Genomic DNA, 17,093 nt, shown 5'->3' on the forward strand with positions numbered 1-17,093 from the left:
CCCGGCGTGAGGCGTCGCAATCGCTCTCGCCCTCCTCCACCTCACCCGTAACCAGCTCTCAGGTCTGGATCCTCGGCACTCCCTCCGCTTCGCTCCGGTCGGCCGAGGATGACGAAGCAGAGGGAGGCGGTGCTCCGATCGGAGTTCTGTTCGAAGCGGAGAGAGGCAGCGCGCGGGATCGGCGTCTAGTCCGTCCCGCCGCTTGATCCTCGGTCGTCATGCGCTCCCTTGCAGCGAGCGGTTAGCGCCGTCACCCCCCCAGCTTCGTCATCCCAGGGCGGAGCAGCCGCGAAGCGGCGTCGCGCAGACCCTGGGATCCATGCCTGAGCCTATCGGCAGCGTGAGATGGCGCAGGAAGCGCCATCTTTGCCGGCCGCGTGAGGTGGTGCAGGAAACCACCCCTCCTTCTCCACCACCTCGCCCGTGACTGCCTCTCAGGCCTGGATCTCCGGCTCTCCCTCCGCTTCGCTCCGGTCGGCCGAGGACGACGAAGCGGAGGGGGAGCCGGCGTGGATCGGACGGGCACCCACCCCAGCCGGATCAACGGCTTCCTCGAATTCCATCCACGCGCCCACCACCCGCGCCACACCACCGCTTGGTCAGCGAAGGACACGACATGGACGTGCATGCGGCAATGGTGGACGAAAGGATCCTTCGGCGCGTCATTGCGCTGATCGTCTCTTTCGCCGCCATGGCCGAGCAGGCCGCCACGCGGTCCGCGCCGGTCCGCTGGTTCGTGCTCTGCATATTGCGCTATGCGGCGACTGTGTCGGAAGACTACGTCTTCGAGGCCGCGGGCATGCCGCACTCGGACCTCGACGTGATAGCGTCGGACGCCAACGAGCCCGACGACGCGCTGCGGCTCGCCGCGCGCTTCTACGCGCTGGCCGCTGCGCTCTGCACTCTCTTGCCACTCGGAGACCTGTTCGACCGCCAACGGGAGCGGCCCGGCCTCACGTCGCACGCCATTCCGGGCTCCGGCTGCCGCCCAGGCGGCACTAAACCGAAGCCCAACGACACCTCATAGGGGCAGATCGAGCGGGCGGTCGATCATGACCGCCGCCGGCATGAGCCGGCCCCGCTCTTCCGACCGCCGGATCAGTTCATCGTCGGGATGACGAACTCCGCGCCGTCCTTGATGCCGCTCGGCCAGCGGGCGGTGACCGACTTGGTCTTGGTGTAGAAACGGAAGGCGTCGGGGCCGTGCTGGTTCAGATCACCGAAGGCCGAGCCCTTCCAGCCGCCGAACGTGTAATACGCGATCGGCACCGGGATCGGCACGTTGACGCCGACCATCCCGACCTGAACCCGCGAAGCGAAATCGCGCGCGGCATCGCCGTCGCGCGTGAAGATCGCGACGCCGTTGCCGTATTCATGCTCGTTGGGCAGCTTCAGCGCGTCCTCGTAGGTCTTGGCGCGCACCACCGACAGCACGGGGCCGAAAATCTCTTCCTTGTAGATGCGCATGTCCGGCGTCACCTCGTCGAAGAGGCAGCCACCCATGTAGTAGCCGTTCTCGTAGCCCTGCATCTTGAAGCCGCGGCCGTCGACGACGAGCTTTGCGCCTTCCTTGACGCCGAGATCGACATAGCCCTTCACGCGCTCCAGCGCCTGCTGGGTCACCAGCGGCCCGAAATCGGCGGAACTGTCGGTCGACGGACCGACCTTCAGGCTCTCGACGCGCGGGATCAGCTTTTCCACCAGCCGGTCGGCGGTTTCCTGCCCGACCGGCACCGCGACCGAAACCGCCATGCAGCGCTCGCCGGCCGAGCCGTAGCCGGCGCCGATCAGCGCGTCGACCGTCTGGTCCATGTCGGCGTCGGGCATGATGATCATGTGGTTCTTGGCGCCGCCGAAGCACTGCGCCCGCTTGCCGGTCGCCGCGGCGCGCGAATAGATGTACTGCGCGATCGGGGTCGATCCGACGAAGCCGATCGCCTTGATGTCGGGATCGTCGAGGATGGCGTCGACCACTTCCTTGTCGCCGTTGACGACGTTTAGAATGCCGGCCGGCAGCCCAGCTTCGAGGAAGAGTTCGGCGATGCGCATCGGGACGCCCGGATCGCGCTCCGAAGGCTTCAGGATGAAGGCGTTGCCGCTGGCGATCGCCGGGCCGATCTTCCACAGGGGGATCATGGCGGGGAAGTTGAACGGCGTGATGCCTGCCACGACGCCGAGCGGCTGGCGCATGGAGTAGATGTCGATGCCGGGGCCGGCGCCGTCGGTGTATTCGCCCTTCAGCATGTGCGGCGCACCGATACAGACTTCCACGACTTCGAGGCCGCGCTGGATGTCGCCCTTGGCGTCGGCGATCGTCTTGCCGTGCTCGCGCGCCAGGAGTTCGGCGAGCGAATCGTACTCCTTGTGCACCAGTTCGAGGAACTTCATCAGCACGCGCACGCGCCGCTGCGGGTTGGTCGCCGCCCAGGCCGGCTGCGCCGCCTTGGCGTTCTCCACCGCGTCGCGGAGTTCCTTCTTCGAACCCAGCGCGACCGTGCCGCGGACGCTGCCGTCCATGGGCTGCATGATGTTCTGGTTGCGCCCGCTGGTGCTGGCGACGTGCTTGCCGCCGATGAAATGGCCGACTTCCTGCATGTTTCGCTCCCTTTGAATGATTTCGCGCAGTGTCCCGCTTTGCGCACGCGAATGCAATGCGAGCGCCGCCGTATCGGTTGTGCGCCAAATAGTGCGCGGCGCCGAGTGGACTTCAATTCCCGCAAATGGCAGGTTTCGACGATGGGAGGACGATGCGCATGAACTGGGACGACGTGAGGGTCTTCCTCGCCGTGGCGCGGGCCGGGCAGATTCTCGGCGCGGCCCGGCGGCTCGAACTCAACCATGCGACGGTGTCGCGCCGCGTCGCCGCGCTCGAGGAGAGCCTGAAGACCAAGCTGTTCCGGCGGCTGACGACGGGCAGCGAACTCACCGAGGCCGGCGAGCGCTTCTTCGTGATTGCCGAGCGCATGGAAGCCGACATGATCGCCGCGCGCGCCGAGATCGCGGGCGAGGGCGACGAGATCGCCGGAACGGTGCGCATCGGCGCGCCGGACGGTTTCGGCGTCGCCTTCCTCGCGCCGCGGCTCGGCGAACTCACGGCATTGCACCGGGATCTCTCGATCCAGCTCGTGCCGGTGCCGCGCTCCTTTTCCTTGTCTCGGCGAGAGGCCGACATCGCCATCACCGTGGAGCGCCCCACGGAGGGCCGACTCGTCGCGGCCAAGCTGGTCGACTATTCGCTTGGGCTCTTCGCCTCCCGGACATACGCGGAGGAGAACGGGCTCCCGTCTTCGCCCGGCGAACTGACCCGCCACCGCCTCGTCGGCTATGTCGGCGACCTGACCGTCAGCCCGAGCCTCGACTACGCCGCGGAGTTCGATCCCGCCTGGGACGCGCGGTTCCAGGTCTCTTCGGCCATCGGCCAGACCGAGGCGGTGCGGGCGGGCGCCGGCATCGGCATCCTGCACACCTTCATCGCGCGCATGCACGACGACCTCGTCCCGGTCGCCGGCGCGCCGCCGATCCGCCGCGCCTACTGGCTCGTCTATCACGAGACGGTGCGGCCCCTGCGCCGCATTCAGATCGTCTCGGCCTTCATCAGCGCGGAAGTGGAGAAGGCGAGGGCGCTGTTCGTGTGACACCGTCCCGATTGGTCCGGCGCCGCTACCCGCCCTCGATCTCCTCGCGCAGCATCTCCAGCTCCAGCCATTCCTCTTCCATGGCCGAGAGAGCTTCGCGCTCCTTGTCGAGTTCCCCGGCGATCCTGTTGAACCCCGCCGCGTCGCGGGCGAAGAACTGCGGGTCCGCGAGCTTCGCCTCCAGCTTCGCTATGGCGGCGGTGGCGGCCTCCATCTTCTTCGGCAGGCTCTCCAGCGCGAACTTCTGTTTGTACGAAAGCTTCTTCGACGCGGCTTTCGCCTGGGTCTCCGGCCGGGCGCCTGCAGAGGATTTCGGCTCCGGCGTCTTCGTCTGTCCGCCGCGGCGCTCGAAGCGGGCGCTTCCGCGCTGGGCGAGCAGGTCGGAATAGCCGCCGGCATATTCGACCCATCGCCCCTCGCCCTCCGGCGCGATGGTGCTGGTGACCGTCCGGTCGAGGAAGTCGCGGTCGTGGCTGACGAGGATCACCGTGCCGGGGAAACCCGAGACGAGTTCCTGCAACAGGTCGAGCGTCTCCATGTCGAGGTCGTTGGTAGGCTCATCGAGCACCAGGAGGTTTGCCGGGCGCGACAGGACGCGGGCCAGGAGCAGCCGCGCCTTCTCGCCGCCCGAGAGTTCGCGCACCGGCGTGCGCGCCTGCTCCGGCTTGAACAGGAAGTCCTTCATGTAGGAGACGACGTGGCGCTCCTCGCCGTTGACGACCACCGTCTCGCCGCGCCCGTCGGTCAGGAAATGCGCCAGCGTCTCGTCGGGATCGAGCGCTGCGCGGCGCTGGTCGAGCGTGGCGATCTCGAGGTTCACGCCGAGCCGCACGCTGCCGGTGTCCGGCGCGAGTTCGCCGGTCAGCATCCTGAGCAGCGTCGTCTTGCCGACGCCGTTCGGCCCGACGAGGCCGATGCGGTCGCCGCGCTGGATGCGGATGGAGAAGTCCGTCACGATGGCGAGGTCGCCGAAGCTCTTCGAGATGCCTTTCGTCTCGATGACGAGCTTGCCACTCTCGGCCGCCTCGCTCGCCGTCATCTTGGCCACGCCCTCCGCGCCGCGATGGGTGCGGAACTTCGCCCGCATGGACTGGAGGTCGCCGAGCCGGCGCATGTTGCGCTTGCGCCGCGCGGTCACGCCGTAGCGCAGCCAGTGCTCCTCGCGCACGATCTGGCGGCCGAGCTTGTGTTGCTCGCGCTCCTCCTCCTCCAGTACTTGATCGCGCCATTCCTCGAATTGGCCGAACCCCTTGTCGAGGCGTCGGGTCTGACCGCGGTCGAGCCAGACGGTGGCGCGGGTCACACGCTCCAGGAAACGCCGGTCGTGCGAGATGACGACGAAGGCTGAGGAGGTGCGCGCCAGTTCCTCCTCGAGCCATTCGATCACCGAAAGGTCGAGATGGTTGGTCGGTTCGTCGAGCAGGAGCACGTCCGGCTGGGGTGCCAGCACCCGCGCGAGTGCGGCCCTCCGCGCCTCGCCGCCGGAGAGCGTCTGCGGCGTCTCCTCGCCGGTCAGGTCGAGATTTTCGAGGATGTAGGTGGCGCGGTAGGGATCGTCCGCGGGGCCGAGACCCGCCTCGACATAGGCGCGCACGGTGGCGAAGCCTTCCATGTCCGCCGCCTGGCGCAGGTAGCGGATGGTGGCGCTCGGCTGGCGGAAGACCTCGCCGTCCTGCGGTTCGACCATGCCGGCGGCGATCTTGAGCAGCGTCGACTTGCCCGAGCCGTTTCGGCCGACCAGCGCGATGCGCTCGCCGGGCGACAGCGACAGCGAGGCGCCGTCCAGCAGCGGCGTGCCGCCGAAGGTGAGGCGGATGTTGTCGAGACGGAGAAGCGGTGGCGCCATGCGGCTCTAACCTGCGGACGGGAGGTGTGTTTCGGGGCGGGCGAGCAGCAGGGCGCGGCCCTCGCGCAAGGTAATGCGCAACTTCCCGCGGACCTCGTTCGACATGGTCAGCGACGAGCCGAAGGCGATCTCGACATTTTCGAGCGGCCACTTGGCGCCGGACACGCTGAGGCCCGACAGCGGCGAGAAGGCGAGGATGCTGAACAGCGTGCCGTCGGTATAGTCGAACTCCGAACGGCCGGGCATGACCGGCATGCCCTCTTCCAGACCGCTGGTGAGTACGACCGGCTTGCCGCCCTCTGCCAGCCTGATGGCGGCGGTCATGTGGAGGAAGGCGTGGTCGGCGCGCGGTCCGCCGAAGGCGCCGGCCAGCACCAGCGCGGTCGCTCCGCGCGCGAGCGCGGCCTCGGCCGCGAGTTCGCCGTCGGTGCTGTCCTTCTCTTCCGGATAGACCTCCCTGGGGACATCGGCATGGGGTTCGACGTCGATCTCGCCGATGGAATCGAAATCGCCGATCCACAGTTCCGGCGTCACGCCGAGCGCCGTCGCATGCCGGATGCCGGAATCGGCCGCGATCACCCGGGCGCCGGACAGCGCGGCGTCGAGGCGCGGCGTCCGGACGAGGTCGCCGCCGAGAAGGATGACGAAGGTGCACATGCGCGCCGCCTCTATCACGCCGCCGATGAAGAAAGGAAGGCCGGCACTCGGGACCGGCCCGCGGACTTCGTCCCTCGAAGGGTCTTGCCGTCTGTCCCTGCCGGCCTTAAGTTTCCGATCGCTCTAACGGGGTGCCGGCGGTCCTTGGACTGGCCGGCTGAGAGGCGAAGGGTTTTCCCTGCCAACCCGCTGAACCTGATCCGGCTCGTACCGGCGGAGGGATTAGACGCTCGCAAATGGCGCCTCAATTCCTTTCATTCGAAACCAGAGGAGGCGCTCGATGCGCACGACCATCCGATTTTTCGCCGCGGCCCTGGCCGCTTCGGTCTTCTCCCTTCCCGTGTTCGCGCAGGACGGCAGGGATACGCTCACCGTCTACACCTACGAGAGCTTCACCGCCGACTGGGGCCCGGGGCCGCAGGTCGAGAAGATCTTCGAGGCGGAATGCAACTGCGACCTCGAATTCGTCTCGGTCGCCGACGGCGTGGCGCTGCTCAACAGGCTGAAGCTGGAAGGTGACCGGACAGAGGCCGACGTTGTGCTTGGCCTCGACACCAACCTCACCGCCGATGCCAAGGCGACCGGGCTGTTCGCGCCGCACGGCGTCGAGGCGCCGGCAGTCGAGGTGCCCGGCGGCTGGTCGGACGACGTCTTCCTGCCATTCGACTACGGCTACTTTGCCGTGGTCTACGACACGCAGGCAATCGAGACGCCGCCCTCCAGCCTGAAGGAACTGGTCGAGGGCGATCCGGAACAGAAGATCGTCATCCAGGATCCGCGCACCTCGACGCCGGGATTGGGTCTGCTCTTGTGGATGAAGGCCGTCTACGGCGACGGATCCGCCGAGGCCTGGGCGAAGCTGAAGGACCGGGTGCTCACCGTGACGCCGGGCTGGAGCGAGGCCTACGGGCTCTTCACCAGCGGCGAGGCGCCGATGGTGCTGTCCTACACGACCTCGCCGGCCTACCACATGATCGCCGAAGACACGGACCGCTACCAGGCGGCGAAGTTCTCGGAAGGCCATTACCTCCAGGTCGAGGTGGCGGGGATCACGACCCATGGGGCGGACAATCCGCTGGCGAAGGCGCTCATGGAATTCATGACCGGACCGGGCTTCCAGGACGCGATCCCGGAAGCGAACTGGATGTATCCGGCTGGCGAGACGTCGAAGCCACTGAACCCGGCCTTCGACACACTGGTGAAGCCGGACGACACGCTGATCTTCAGCCCCGAGGAAGTCGCGGAAAACCGCAAGGCCTGGGTCGACGAGTGGCTCTCGGTGATGAGCGACTGAGGCGGAAGCGCGGGAAAGCGTCGTGGCACGCGTAGGTGCCGTCCCGCTCGGCACTGCAGCGCTTTCCTTCGTCGCGCTGCTTGCCGGCGGCGCCTTTCTTGGACTGCTGATCGAGGGCGCGCGCGACTGGCAGGGCGCGCTCGCCGCCTTCGACGCCTATCTGTTCCGGGTCGCCCGCTTCACGCTCCTGCAGGCGGTGCTGTCGACGATCGTCTCGGTGGTGCCGGCGATCGTCGTGGCGCGGGCCTTGTCTCGGCATCCGGCCTTCTTCGGCCGAAGTGCACTACTGCGCCTGTTCGCCGTGCCGCTGGCGCTGCCGGCGCTGGTCGCGGCACTCGGCGTGCTGGCGCTCCTTGGACGTGCGGGGTACTTCGCCGATCTGGTCGCCGCGCTCGGAGGCGACCGGTGGCCCGGCATCTACGGGTTGTCCGGCATTCTCGTCGCCCACGCCTTCTTCAACCTGCCGCTCGCGACGCGGCTCTTCCTGCAGTCGCTCGACTCTGTACCAGCGGACCAGTGGCGGCTGGCAAGCCAACTCGGTATGGGCGCCTGGCCGCGCTTCCGTTTCATCGAATGGCCGGCCATCCATGCGAGCCTGCCGGGCGTCGCCGGCCTCGTCTTCATGCTCTGCATCACCTCCTTCACGATCGTGCTGATACTCGGCGGCGGACCGGCTGCGACCACGCTGGAGGTGGCGATCTACCAGTCGCTGCGCGTCGACTTCGATCCGGCGCGGGCGCTTGCGCTGACGGTGCTCCAGCTGGCGCTCACCGCCGCGGTGCTGGCAATGCTGTTCCGCCTTGGCGCAGAGATGACGAGCGATGCCGCGCTGTCGGTGTCCGCCCGCCGCCATGCCAGACCGGGGAGCGTTGAGACCGTTCTCAACGGGCTGGTCGTCGTCCTGGCGCTGATGCTGGTCGCGGGACCGATCGCGGCGATCGTCACCGCCGGCCTGCAGGCGGATCTGTCGCGCCTGGCGGGCGAGGCGAGGGTTCATCAGGCGCTCGCGACAAGCCTTGTGCTCTCGGCGCTGGCGGCGCTGCTGTGCGTGGCGCTCACCACCATGATGGTCGCGGCACGGCAGAGCCTCGCGTCGCGGCGCCGGCTTCCCGGCCCATCCTTGCTCGAACGGGCGCTCGACGGCGGGGCGAGCCTGATCCTCGTCGTGCCGTCGATCGTCATCGGCGCCGGCTGGTTCATCCTCGTGCGCCGGTTCGCGGACGTGTTTGCCTTGGCGCCCGTCATGGTCGTGACGGTCAACGCCGCCATGGCCATCCCCTTCGCGGTGCGGGCGATCCGGCCGGCGCACGACGAGGCGGCGGCACGGCACGACCGGCTCTGTGCGCAGCTCGGCATCGCCGGCTTCGACCGGCTGCGGCTCGTCGACTGGCCCGTGCTCCGGCGGCCGCTCCTGACCGGCTTCGCCTTCGCCATGGCGCTGTCGCTCGGCGATCTCGGAGTCATTGCCCTATTCGGCAGCGACGCGGTGCAGACCTTGCCATACCTGCTCATGCAACGGATGGGCAGCTACCGCACGGCCGACGCCGCCGGTCTCGCCCTCATTCTTGCGATGCTGTGCTTTCTCTTGATGATGGTCGCCGAGGCGGCGGGCGGCAGGCGGCGATGACGGGGGGAGGAAACGAAGGGTCGGGTGCCGGCGTGGTGCTGGACAAGGTGGCGTTCAGCCACCCGGGTGGCGCGCCGATGCTGTTCGACCTTTCGGTCGGTGCCGGAGAGATCCTCGCGGTGATGGGGCCGAGCGGCTCGGGCAAGTCGACGCTGCTGTCGCTGATCGCCGGCTTCGAGACGCCGGCTGCGGGGCGCATCCTGATCGGCGGAGCGGACGTGACGAACCTGCCGCCGGCCCGCCGGCCCGTTTCCATGATCTTCCAGGAGAACAACCTCTTCGCGCATCTGGACGTCGCGGCGAATGTTGGCCTCGGCCGCTCCCCCTCGCTGCGCCTCACACGGGAAGACCGCGAGCACGTGTCGGAAGCATTGACGAGCGTTGGCCTTGCGGACAAGGCACGGCGGCTGCCGCGCGAACTGTCGGGCGGGGAACGCCAGCGCGTGGCTTTGGCGCGGGTGCTGGTGCGCAACCGGCCGGTGCTGCTGCTCGACGAGGCCTTCGCATCGCTCGGCCCGGCGCTGCGCGACCAGATGCTCGACCTCCTGAATGACCTCCAGGCGAAGACGCGCATGACCGTGGTCATGGTCACGCACGATCCGCAGGACGCGCTGCGCATTTCCGGCAGGACCGCCTTCGTCGAGGAGGGGCAGGTGCGCGAGGTCGGTGAAACCGCGGCGATTTTCTCGCAGGCGCGGTCCGGCGCGTTGCGGCGTTACCTCGGCGCCGGCTCGCGCGGCCGGTAACAAAGAATTGCCCGGATCAAGACATATTTCTTCCGTATGACCGTTCCACTGAAATAGAAGCTATTTGGTAACCGACGCGGCGGAGAATCAGGGCCGTCGGGCAGCTTTAATGCGATATCCAGGCATCACGGCTGCCGTCGCCGCGACCGGCGGGGTCGGAAAGGAAAAGTCCTGAACGAGGCAACAGTGCAGGTCCGGCGGGGTGCGGGCGGGGCGGTTCCATTGGGGAAACTGCCGCGGGCGTTGCTTGTTGCCCTGGCGGCGGTGTTCGTCTCGTCCTGCACCACGTTGGATCCGGGCATCAGCGAGCAGGCGTTCGTGCCCTCGTCGAACCCGGTCACCGTCGATTCGGTCACCCGCAACGACCGGATGGTGGAACTGGCGCGCGCCCAGCATCCGCGCATCCTCGCCACCTATGGCGGCGAATATTCGGATCCGAAGCTGGAGCGGATGGTCGCCAAGGTCGTCGGGAGCTTGACCGTCGCGGCAGGCAATCCCGACCAGACCTACCAGATCACCATCCTGAACTCGCCGAACGTGAACGCCTTCGCGCTGCCGGGCGGATTCCTCTATGTCACCCGCGGCCTCCTGGCGCTGGCCAACGATTCCGCCGAACTCGCCGCCGTCATCGCGCACGAGATGGGGCACGTCACCGCCAACCACGGCGTCCAGCGGCAGCAGAAGGAAGCCGAGGAGCAGCTCGCCTCGCGCGTGGTGAGCGACGTGCTCAGCGAAAGCCAGATAGCGCGGGCGGCGGTCGTTCGCGGCAAGCTGCGCCTGGCGCAGTTCTCGCGCAACCAGGAACTGGAAGCCGACGCCGTCGGCATCAAGACCATCGGCAACGCCGGTTACGATCCGTTCTCCGCGGCGCGTTTCCTCCAGTCGATGGCGTCCTACGCGGATTTCAGGAGCGTCAGCGGCGCCACGGATGCCAGCCTCGACTTCCTGGCGTCGCACCCCAACGCTCCGCAGCGCATCGAGCTCGCGCAGCGTCACGCCCGTCAGTTCGGGGCGCCGGGCGTGGGTACCCGCGACCGCGACTCCTTCCTGGAGGGCGTGGACGGCATGCTGTTCGGCGACACGCCGGAGGAGGGATACGTGCGCGGGCGCGCCTTCCTTCATCCGACGCTCGGCGTGACCTTCACCGTGCCGGAAGGCTTCGTGATCGACAATTCCGCGAGCGCGGTCACCGCGGCAGGTCCGGGCGACGTCGCCATCCGTTTCGACGGCGTGGCGCTCGACCGCGGCATCACCCTGGAAAACTACCTGCGCAGCGGCTGGGTGGCGGGGCTCGATCCCGCCTCGGTCAGGGCGACGTCGATAAACGGGCAGGATGCGGCAGTGGCTCTGGCGGGTGCAGACGGGTGGCAGTTCCATATCGCCGTCATCCGGGCTGGCGGCCAGGTCTACCGCCTGCTGACGGCCGCGCCCGCGAAGGACAATACCCTGCAGCCGGCGGCTCAATCGGTTCTTGCGAGCTTCAAGGTCCTGAGCGAGGCGGAGAAGCGCAGCCTGAAGCCGCTGCGGGTACGCGTCGTCACCGTCAAACCGGGAGAAACTCTGGGCATGCTGGCGGCGCGCATGAAGGGCGTCGGACGCGCCTTCGACCTGTTCCGGCTGTTGAACGCACTGCCGCCGGGCGGGACCGTGTCGACCGGCGACAAAGTGAAGATCATCACCGACGAATAGGCGCGGAATATCTCGATCGGTTCTCGGGAATCAGGCGGGGGAGGAGCCGAGTTCGGGATTGCTCTTCAGCAGCGCCGACCTGAGCTTCGCGAGCGCACGGTTCTCGATCTGACGCACGCGCTCCTTTGAGATGCCGAGTTTCGTACCCAGCGATTCCAGCGTGGCGCCTTCGTCGCGCAGGCGGCGTTCGCGGATGATCCGCAACTCGCGGTCGTTGAGAACCCCGAGCGCCCTGTTGAGCCACATCGTCCGCCGCTCGTCGTCGATTGAGGCGCTCACCACCTCGTCGGGCGTCGGATCCTCGGACACGAGGAAGTCCATGCGTTCGGACGTCGATTCTCCGCCGTCGGCCACTGGGGCGTTGAGCGATGAATCCGGAGCCGATAGCCGTGAATCCATCAATGCGACATCGGCGACGGAGACGCCGATCGCATCGGCGATCTCCTGGTAGACCGCCGCGCCTTTCAGCGGCTCGGAGCCCTGGGCCAGCCGGGCGCGCAACCGGCGGAGATTGAAGAAGAGGGCCTTCTGGGCAGAACTAGTACCGCCGCGCACGATCGACCAGTTGCGCAGGATGTGGTCCTGCATCGAAGCGCGGATCCACCACGTCGCATACGTGGAAAAGCGGACATCCCGTTCGGGCTCGAAGCGGGCAGCGGCTTCCAGGAGGCCGACATGGCCTTCCTGGACGAGATCGCTCATGGGAAGACCGAAGTAGCGGAATTTTCCCGCCATGGAGATGACAAGCCGCATGTGCGCCATAGTTATCCGGTGGAGCGCTTCCTGGTCGCGGTCGTCTCTCCAGCGCACTGCAAGGTCGTGCTCCTCGACGCGGTCGAGATACGGCGCCTTTCTAGCTGCGCTGATCATCGAGCTTCCGGCTGGTTCGGCGTTCATGGCCCGCTCCTGAACTTGCTACGGCTTGCACCACCCATTACGTTCCGACCGGCATCCCGGATCAACCACGCCGCCTTGCAGCTGCGCTCCAGATGCGGGCCGAAGCGCGAACACGGCTACGGTTTAGGCTCAAACTCCAGGAACCGGGGAACGTTCCAATGATTTCCATCGATCGCGCCGATCTGTCGTTCCAACTGCACGACGTGGTTGGAACCGAGCGGCTGCGATCCATGTCGCGCTACGGCGACTACGACCGCGAGACCATCGACGGCATCCTCGACACCGCCGAGCGGATCGCCATGGAGCACTTCCTGCCGCACGCCGCGCTGCTCGATCGCAACGAGCCGAAATTCGTCGATGGAAAGGTGGAGATGGACCCGGCCGTCGGCGCCGCGCTTGCCGTCTATCGCGAGGCGGGCTTCTTCGGCGCCGGGTTCGACCAGGAATGGGGCGGCGCGCAGATGCCGGAATCCGTCAGGGTGGCGACTTCCTTCATGTTTTCCGCTGCCAACGTCTCGACCGCCGGCTACCCGTTCCTCACCATAGGCGCCGCAAACCTCATAGCCACCTTCGGTTCGGCAGAGCAGAAGGAACGCTTTCTTCGGCCCATGATCGAAGGCCGATTCTTCGGCACCATGTGTCTGTCCGAGCCGCAAGCCGGTTCATCACTCTCCGACATAGCCACGCGCGCCGAACCGGCCGAGGACGGCACGTACCGCCTGTTCGGCAGGAAGATGTGGATATCGGGAGGCGATCAGGAGATATCGGAAAACATCGTCCACCTGATGCTGGCGAAGATCCCGGGCGGTCCGGCCGGCGTCAAGGGCATATCGCTGTTCATCGTTCCCAAGCACGAGGTGCTGGATGGGGGAGGAATCGGCGAGCGCAACGGCGTGACGCTCGCCGGCCTGAACCACAAGATGGGTTATCGCGGCACCACCAACACGCTTCTGCATCTGGGCGAGGACAGGCCCTGCGTGGGCCATCTCCTTGGCGAGCCGCACAAGGGCCTCGCCTACATGTTCCACATGATGAACGAGGCGCGCATCGGAGTCGGGCTCGGCGCGACGGCGCTCGGCGCCGCGGGCTATCAGGCATCGCTCGCCTATGCCCGGGAACGCCCGCAAGGGCGCCAGCCGGACGGCAAGGACCCGGCAAGCCCGCAGGTGCCGATCATCGAGCATGCGGACATCCGCCGCCTGCTCCTGGCGCAGAAGGCAGCCGTGGAAGGCGCGCTGGCGCTCGGGCTCTATTGTGCCGACCTCGTCGACACGCTGCGCGTCGAGACCGACGATGCCGCTCGCCGCGAAAACGAATTGCTCCTCGATCTCCTGACGCCGGTCGCCAAGTCGTGGCCTTCGGAGTTCTGCCTCGAAGCCAACAAGCACGCCATCCAGATCCTGGGCGGCTACGGCTATACGCGCGACTTCCCGCTGGAACGCATCTACCGCGACAACCGGCTGAACCCAATCCATGAAGGCACGCACGGCATTCAGGGGCTCGATCTGCTCGGCCGAAAGGTCGGGCAGGCCAACGGGGCCGGCGTCAAGGCGCTGGCGGGCCGCATCATGGCCGACGTCTCGCAGGCGCATGCGTTCGGAGCGCTCTCAGGCCATGCGGAGGCGCTGGCGAACCATCTCGCGGAGACGGTCGGGACGACGCGCAAGCTGGCGGTCGCAGCGTCCGAGAATCCCCGGCTGGGACTGGCCAACGCAACGATTTACCTCGACATGTTCGGACACGTCGTCATCGCGTGGATGTGGCTGCGGCAGGCACTGGTCGCCTCGCGCAAGCTGGAGGCGGGCGGTGTCGAAACCGCGTTCCTGAACGGCAAGCTCGCCGCCTGCCGCTACTTCTTCGTGCACGAACTTCCCAAAACGCGGGCGCAGCGCGAACTGCTCGACAGCCTCGACGACACGACGCTGTCGATGCAAACCGACTGGTTCTGAGGGACGGCCTTCCGAAAGCTGCGGGTGTCTTATGAGGCTTCCCGTCCTGTGCGATTTCCGGTCAGGCCGCCGATCGCGACCACGAGCCAGCCTGCGATCATGAGCGTGCCGCCCGAGGGCGCCGCCATGGGGAACAGCCGGGTGCCGGCGAAGTCGCGCATCAGGAGATCGCCGGCGAAGAGGACGAGGCCGGCAAGCACGATCAGGGCGCCGATGCGAAGGACGGCGTTCCAGCGCAGGAGCCCGACCGCGACGAGGAGCGGCGCATGCGCGAGGAGGAAGGACGCGGCCGTGCCGGTGTTGGCCCCACCTGCATGGGCGGCGGCGGCGGACAACCCTACACCCGCGGCACCGGCGAGGCCGCCCGAAAAGATCAGTATGCGTTGCAGGATCATCGAACCACCATGCGACATTTGCGAACTTTCGTTCCGGGTTTGCTGATGGACGCCGACCGAGCCCCCATGCCATAAGCGGACCATTGAGCTTCCGCCGTCCGACAAGGGCCTGCGATGAACGATGTCGACACCAAATCGCGAACCAAGGTCAAGCCGAAGATCGAGCGGCCGCGCCTGCACAAGGTGATCCTGTTCAACGACGACTTCACACCGCGCGACTTCGTCGTGATGGTGCTCAAGGCGGAATTCGGGATGAACGCCGACCAGGCCCAGCGCGTGATGATCACGGCGCACCGCCGCGGCGCCTGTGTGGTGGCCGTCTTCACAAAGGATGTCGCCGAGACCAAGGCGACCCGCGCGACCGACGCGGGGCGCAAGATGGGTTTCCCGCTGCTCTTCGGGACGGAACCCGAGGAGTAGCTTTCCGCCGCACCCGCCCCGTCGACTTCGTGCAGGCGGAAAGAAAAAGACCCGGCCTGTCTCCAGACCGGGTCCCCGTCGAGGCGAAAGCGCCCCGATCGATCCTTAAGCAGCCACTTCCTGCTCGGTCTCGGCCTCGGGCTCGCCCTCGTTGTCGGCCTTCACGCCGCGGCGCGGGCCCTTGTTGAGGTTGACCTCGATGAGGCGGACGGCTTCGGTCTCTGACATGCGGTTGACGGCCGCGATCTCGCGCGCCATCCGGTCGAGTGCGGCCTCGTAGAGCTGCCGCTCGGAGTAGGACTGTTCCGGCTGGTTGTCGGCGCGATAGAGATCGCGCACGACCTCAGAAATCGAAATCAGATCGCCCGAATTGATCTTGGCATCGTACTCCTGGGCGCGGCGCGACCACATGGTGCGCTTCACGCGGGCGCGGCCCTGCACGACCTTCAGCGCACGGTCGACGTAATCGGTCTCGGACAGTTTGCGCATGCCAATGGAGGCGGCCTTGGCGACCGGCACCTTCAGACGCATCTTGTCTTTCTGGAAATCAATCACGAACAGTTCCAGCTTGTGGCCCGCCACTTCCTGCTCCTCGATCGCGACGATCTGTCCGACACCATGCGCCGGATAGACGATGTACTCCGCGGTCTTGAAGCCGTTGCGAGCTGCTGTCTTCTTCTGCTGGGTTGCCATACGCCCTGAACTCCTTTTGTCGGCAGCGGCTCTTTGCGGCCGCAATCATGCTGCGGCGGAATGCCGCGCGGTCCCAAGCAAGCGCGAGAAAACAGTTTCCAGTGGGCATGGGAGAGGCCACGTCAGGCGCAAGTTCTCTCCGCCTGAGCCAAGTCGCCTTGGGCCGGAAACCGTTGACACCTTTCGAAGATTAGGGTGTTTGCGCCGCAAACAGACGTGTTATCACCTGCATGATAAGCGTATCTACCACAATTATGTGCAAGAATCAACAACTTGCTGCAAGCGCGAAGCCCCCGCGACCCGATTCGGTGGGTCGTCAGGGCACTTCATATCCTGGTGAACACAGCGTCAACCGGCGCCGTCAGTCGCCTTCGCCGGGCTCCGGCGAGAAGTATCTCTCGAACTTCCCCTCGACGCCATCGAACTCCTTGGCGTCGGCGGGCGGTTCCTTCTTGGCCGTGATGTTGGGCCACTTGTCGGCGTACTCCGTGTTGACCTGAAGCCATTTCTCCAGGCCCGGTTCGGTGTCCGGCTTGATCGCGTCGGCGGGACATTCCGGCTCGCATACGCCGCAGTCGATGCACTCGTCGGGATGGATGACGAGCATGTTCTCGCCTTCGTAGAAGCAATCCACCGGGCACACCTCGATGCAATCCATATACTTGCACTTGATGCAGTTGTCGGTGACGACATAGGTCATGCGCGGGTCCCGAGATTGGTTTTCGGCGGAATTTCCGGTGAGGTAACCCCTTTGCATAGGCCACGCAAGGGGCGGTTTGCCGCGCGACGGGCCGCAGAAGGAATGGTTTTCCAGCCGGCCGCCGGGGACCGCCCGATCGCCCGGGCGAGCGTACCTCAGTCCATCTCGCGCCAGCGGTCGGTCTGCCGCCGCTCCTTCTTGGTGGGCCGGCCGGCGCCGGCTTCGCGCGCGGCCGCGGGAGCCGGCTTGATTGTCGGCGTGTCGGACCGCGCGGGCGGCGGCGCGAGGTCCTCGTAGAGCGTGCGGGCCTCTTCCGCCGGTCCCCTGCGAACGCCGGTATCAAGCACGCGCCAGACGATAACGCGGCGATCGAGCGAGATGGTCAACCCGTCGCCCACCTTCACGGGGAAGGCGGCCTGCACGATCTTCTCGCGATTGACGCGAACCGCACCCGACTGCACCAGCCTGGCAGCCAGCGAGCGCGACTTCACGGCGCGTGCGAAGAACAGCCACTTGTCGATGCGCTGGCGCTCCGGCCCTGCCAT

16 protein-coding genes and 1 riboswitch are annotated in these 17,093 nt (G+C 66.9%); of the genes, 8 read left to right on the forward strand and 8 right to left on the reverse strand.

From position 1 onward, the window contains the following. Window positions 1-616 precede the first annotated feature (616 nt). Window positions 617-1,027 (forward strand): hypothetical protein, encoded by a 411-nt coding sequence (locus ABGN05_RS10615; protein WP_367953978.1) that lies wholly within the window; start codon window positions 617-619, stop codon window positions 1,025-1,027. Between the two features lie 71 nt (window positions 1,028-1,098). Here ABGN05_RS10615 and ABGN05_RS10620 read toward each other — a convergent pair whose 3' ends face one another. Further along, complete coding sequence (locus ABGN05_RS10620) at window positions 1,099-2,595, reverse strand: CoA-acylating methylmalonate-semialdehyde dehydrogenase (RefSeq protein WP_367953979.1); 1,497 nt, start codon at window positions 2,593-2,595, stop codon at window positions 1,099-1,101. Between the two features lie 158 nt (window positions 2,596-2,753). On the opposite strand from ABGN05_RS10620, the gene ABGN05_RS10625 reads away from it, so the two are divergent. Further along, window positions 2,754-3,635, forward strand: coding sequence for a LysR family transcriptional regulator (locus ABGN05_RS10625; RefSeq protein WP_367953980.1), 882 nt, complete (start codon window positions 2,754-2,756; stop codon window positions 3,633-3,635). Between the two features lie 25 nt (window positions 3,636-3,660). Here ABGN05_RS10625 and ABGN05_RS10630 read toward each other — a convergent pair whose 3' ends face one another. Next, window positions 3,661-5,481, reverse strand: coding sequence for an ABC-F family ATP-binding cassette domain-containing protein (locus ABGN05_RS10630; protein ID WP_367953981.1), 1,821 nt, complete (start codon window positions 5,479-5,481; stop codon window positions 3,661-3,663). Window positions 5,482-5,487: 6 nt separating this feature from the next. After that, window positions 5,488-6,138, reverse strand: coding sequence for a thiamine diphosphokinase (locus ABGN05_RS10635; RefSeq protein WP_367953982.1), 651 nt, complete (start codon window positions 6,136-6,138; stop codon window positions 5,488-5,490). Between the two features lie 117 nt (window positions 6,139-6,255). Next, window positions 6,256-6,377: riboswitch (TPP riboswitch) on the forward strand. A 41-nt stretch (window positions 6,378-6,418) separates the two neighbouring features. Here ABGN05_RS10635 and thiB point away from each other — a divergent pair. From thiB to ABGN05_RS10655, 4 genes are all read left to right on the forward strand, one after another. Then, complete coding sequence (gene thiB, locus ABGN05_RS10640; protein WP_367953983.1) at window positions 6,419-7,432, forward strand: thiamine ABC transporter substrate binding subunit; 1,014 nt, start codon at window positions 6,419-6,421, stop codon at window positions 7,430-7,432. A gap of 22 nt (window positions 7,433-7,454) precedes the next feature. After that, window positions 7,455-9,059 (forward strand): thiamine/thiamine pyrophosphate ABC transporter permease, encoded by a 1,605-nt coding sequence (gene thiP / locus ABGN05_RS10645; protein WP_367953984.1) that lies wholly within the window; start codon window positions 7,455-7,457, stop codon window positions 9,057-9,059. After that, window positions 9,056-9,805: a thiamine ABC transporter ATP-binding protein gene (thiQ, locus tag ABGN05_RS10650; RefSeq protein ID WP_367953985.1), complete on the forward strand. Its 750-nt coding sequence runs from the start codon at window positions 9,056-9,058 to the stop codon at window positions 9,803-9,805. The genes thiP and thiQ overlap by 4 nt, the downstream gene beginning before the upstream one ends. A 222-nt stretch (window positions 9,806-10,027) precedes the next feature. Next, window positions 10,028-11,494 (forward strand): M48 family metalloprotease, encoded by a 1,467-nt coding sequence (locus tag ABGN05_RS10655; RefSeq protein ID WP_367953986.1) that lies wholly within the window; start codon window positions 10,028-10,030, stop codon window positions 11,492-11,494. Between the two features lie 30 nt (window positions 11,495-11,524). On the opposite strand, the gene ABGN05_RS10660 is transcribed toward ABGN05_RS10655, so the two are convergent. Next, window positions 11,525-12,391, reverse strand: coding sequence for an RNA polymerase factor sigma-32 (locus ABGN05_RS10660; RefSeq protein ID WP_367953987.1), 867 nt, complete (start codon window positions 12,389-12,391; stop codon window positions 11,525-11,527). A gap of 158 nt (window positions 12,392-12,549) precedes the next feature. Here ABGN05_RS10660 and ABGN05_RS10665 point away from each other — a divergent pair, with 158 nt between their 5' ends. Next, complete coding sequence (locus ABGN05_RS10665) at window positions 12,550-14,340, forward strand: acyl-CoA dehydrogenase family protein (RefSeq protein WP_367953988.1); 1,791 nt, start codon at window positions 12,550-12,552, stop codon at window positions 14,338-14,340. Window positions 14,341-14,369: 29 nt separating this feature from the next. Here ABGN05_RS10665 and ABGN05_RS10670 read toward each other — a convergent pair whose 3' ends face one another. Continuing rightward, complete coding sequence (locus ABGN05_RS10670) at window positions 14,370-14,735, reverse strand: DUF423 domain-containing protein (protein WP_367953989.1); 366 nt, start codon at window positions 14,733-14,735, stop codon at window positions 14,370-14,372. Between the two features lie 114 nt (window positions 14,736-14,849). Here ABGN05_RS10670 and clpS point away from each other — a divergent pair, with 114 nt between their 5' ends. Beyond that, window positions 14,850-15,155: an ATP-dependent Clp protease adapter ClpS gene (gene clpS, locus ABGN05_RS10675; RefSeq protein WP_367953990.1), complete on the forward strand. Its 306-nt coding sequence runs from the start codon at window positions 14,850-14,852 to the stop codon at window positions 15,153-15,155. A 105-nt stretch (window positions 15,156-15,260) separates the two neighbouring features. On the opposite strand, the gene ABGN05_RS10680 is transcribed toward clpS, so the two are convergent. The 3 genes from ABGN05_RS10680 to ABGN05_RS10690 all read right to left on the reverse strand — a co-directional run bounded on the left by ABGN05_RS10680 (window position 15,261) and on the right by ABGN05_RS10690 (window position 17,093). Beyond that, a complete protein-coding gene (locus tag ABGN05_RS10680) occupies window positions 15,261-15,848 on the reverse strand; it encodes a CarD family transcriptional regulator (RefSeq protein WP_367953991.1) in 588 nt (195 codons plus the stop codon). Between the two features lie 361 nt (window positions 15,849-16,209). Next, window positions 16,210-16,548: a ferredoxin FdxA gene (gene fdxA / locus ABGN05_RS10685; RefSeq protein WP_367953992.1), complete on the reverse strand. Its 339-nt coding sequence runs from the start codon at window positions 16,546-16,548 to the stop codon at window positions 16,210-16,212. A 155-nt stretch (window positions 16,549-16,703) separates the two neighbouring features. Beyond that, the gene (locus ABGN05_RS10690; protein WP_367953993.1) at window positions 16,704-17,093 is read right to left on the reverse strand and encodes an RNA-binding S4 domain-containing protein; all 390 of its coding nucleotides are present in this window, start codon (window positions 17,091-17,093) and stop codon (window positions 16,704-16,706) included.

The organism is Aquibium pacificum (assembly GCF_040839445.1).
Taxonomy (GTDB): Bacteria; Pseudomonadota; Alphaproteobacteria; order Rhizobiales; family Rhizobiaceae; genus Aquibium; species Aquibium pacificus.

Excerpts from the sequence above, each read along its gene's own strand:
- ABGN05_RS10615 (WP_367953978.1), top strand. The coding sequence starts at position 617 with ATGGACGTGCATGCGGCAATGGTGGACGAAAGGATCCTTCGGCGCGTC.
- ABGN05_RS10620 (WP_367953979.1), bottom strand. The coding sequence starts at position 2,595 with ATGCAGGAAGTCGGCCATTTCATCGGCGGCAAGCACGTCGCCAGCACC.
- ABGN05_RS10625 (WP_367953980.1), top strand. The coding sequence starts at position 2,754 with ATGAACTGGGACGACGTGAGGGTCTTCCTCGCCGTGGCGCGGGCCGGG.
- ABGN05_RS10630 (WP_367953981.1), bottom strand. The coding sequence starts at position 5,481 with ATGGCGCCACCGCTTCTCCGTCTCGACAACATCCGCCTCACCTTCGGC.
- ABGN05_RS10635 (WP_367953982.1), bottom strand. The coding sequence starts at position 6,138 with ATGTGCACCTTCGTCATCCTTCTCGGCGGCGACCTCGTCCGGACGCCG.
- thiB (WP_367953983.1), top strand. The coding sequence starts at position 6,419 with ATGCGCACGACCATCCGATTTTTCGCCGCGGCCCTGGCCGCTTCGGTC.
- thiQ (WP_367953985.1), top strand. The coding sequence starts at position 9,056 with ATGACGGGGGGAGGAAACGAAGGGTCGGGTGCCGGCGTGGTGCTGGAC.
- ABGN05_RS10660 (WP_367953987.1), bottom strand. The coding sequence starts at position 12,391 with ATGAACGCCGAACCAGCCGGAAGCTCGATGATCAGCGCAGCTAGAAAG.
- ABGN05_RS10665 (WP_367953988.1), top strand. The coding sequence starts at position 12,550 with ATGATTTCCATCGATCGCGCCGATCTGTCGTTCCAACTGCACGACGTG.
- ABGN05_RS10670 (WP_367953989.1), bottom strand. The coding sequence starts at position 14,735 with ATGATCCTGCAACGCATACTGATCTTTTCGGGCGGCCTCGCCGGTGCC.
- clpS (WP_367953990.1), top strand. The coding sequence starts at position 14,850 with ATGAACGATGTCGACACCAAATCGCGAACCAAGGTCAAGCCGAAGATC.
- ABGN05_RS10680 (WP_367953991.1), bottom strand. The coding sequence starts at position 15,848 with ATGGCAACCCAGCAGAAGAAGACAGCAGCTCGCAACGGCTTCAAGACC.
- fdxA (WP_367953992.1), bottom strand. The coding sequence starts at position 16,548 with ATGACCTATGTCGTCACCGACAACTGCATCAAGTGCAAGTATATGGAT.
- ABGN05_RS10690 (WP_367953993.1), bottom strand. The coding sequence starts at position 17,093 with ATGGCAGGGCCGGAGCGCCAGCGCATCGACAAGTGGCTGTTCTTCGCA.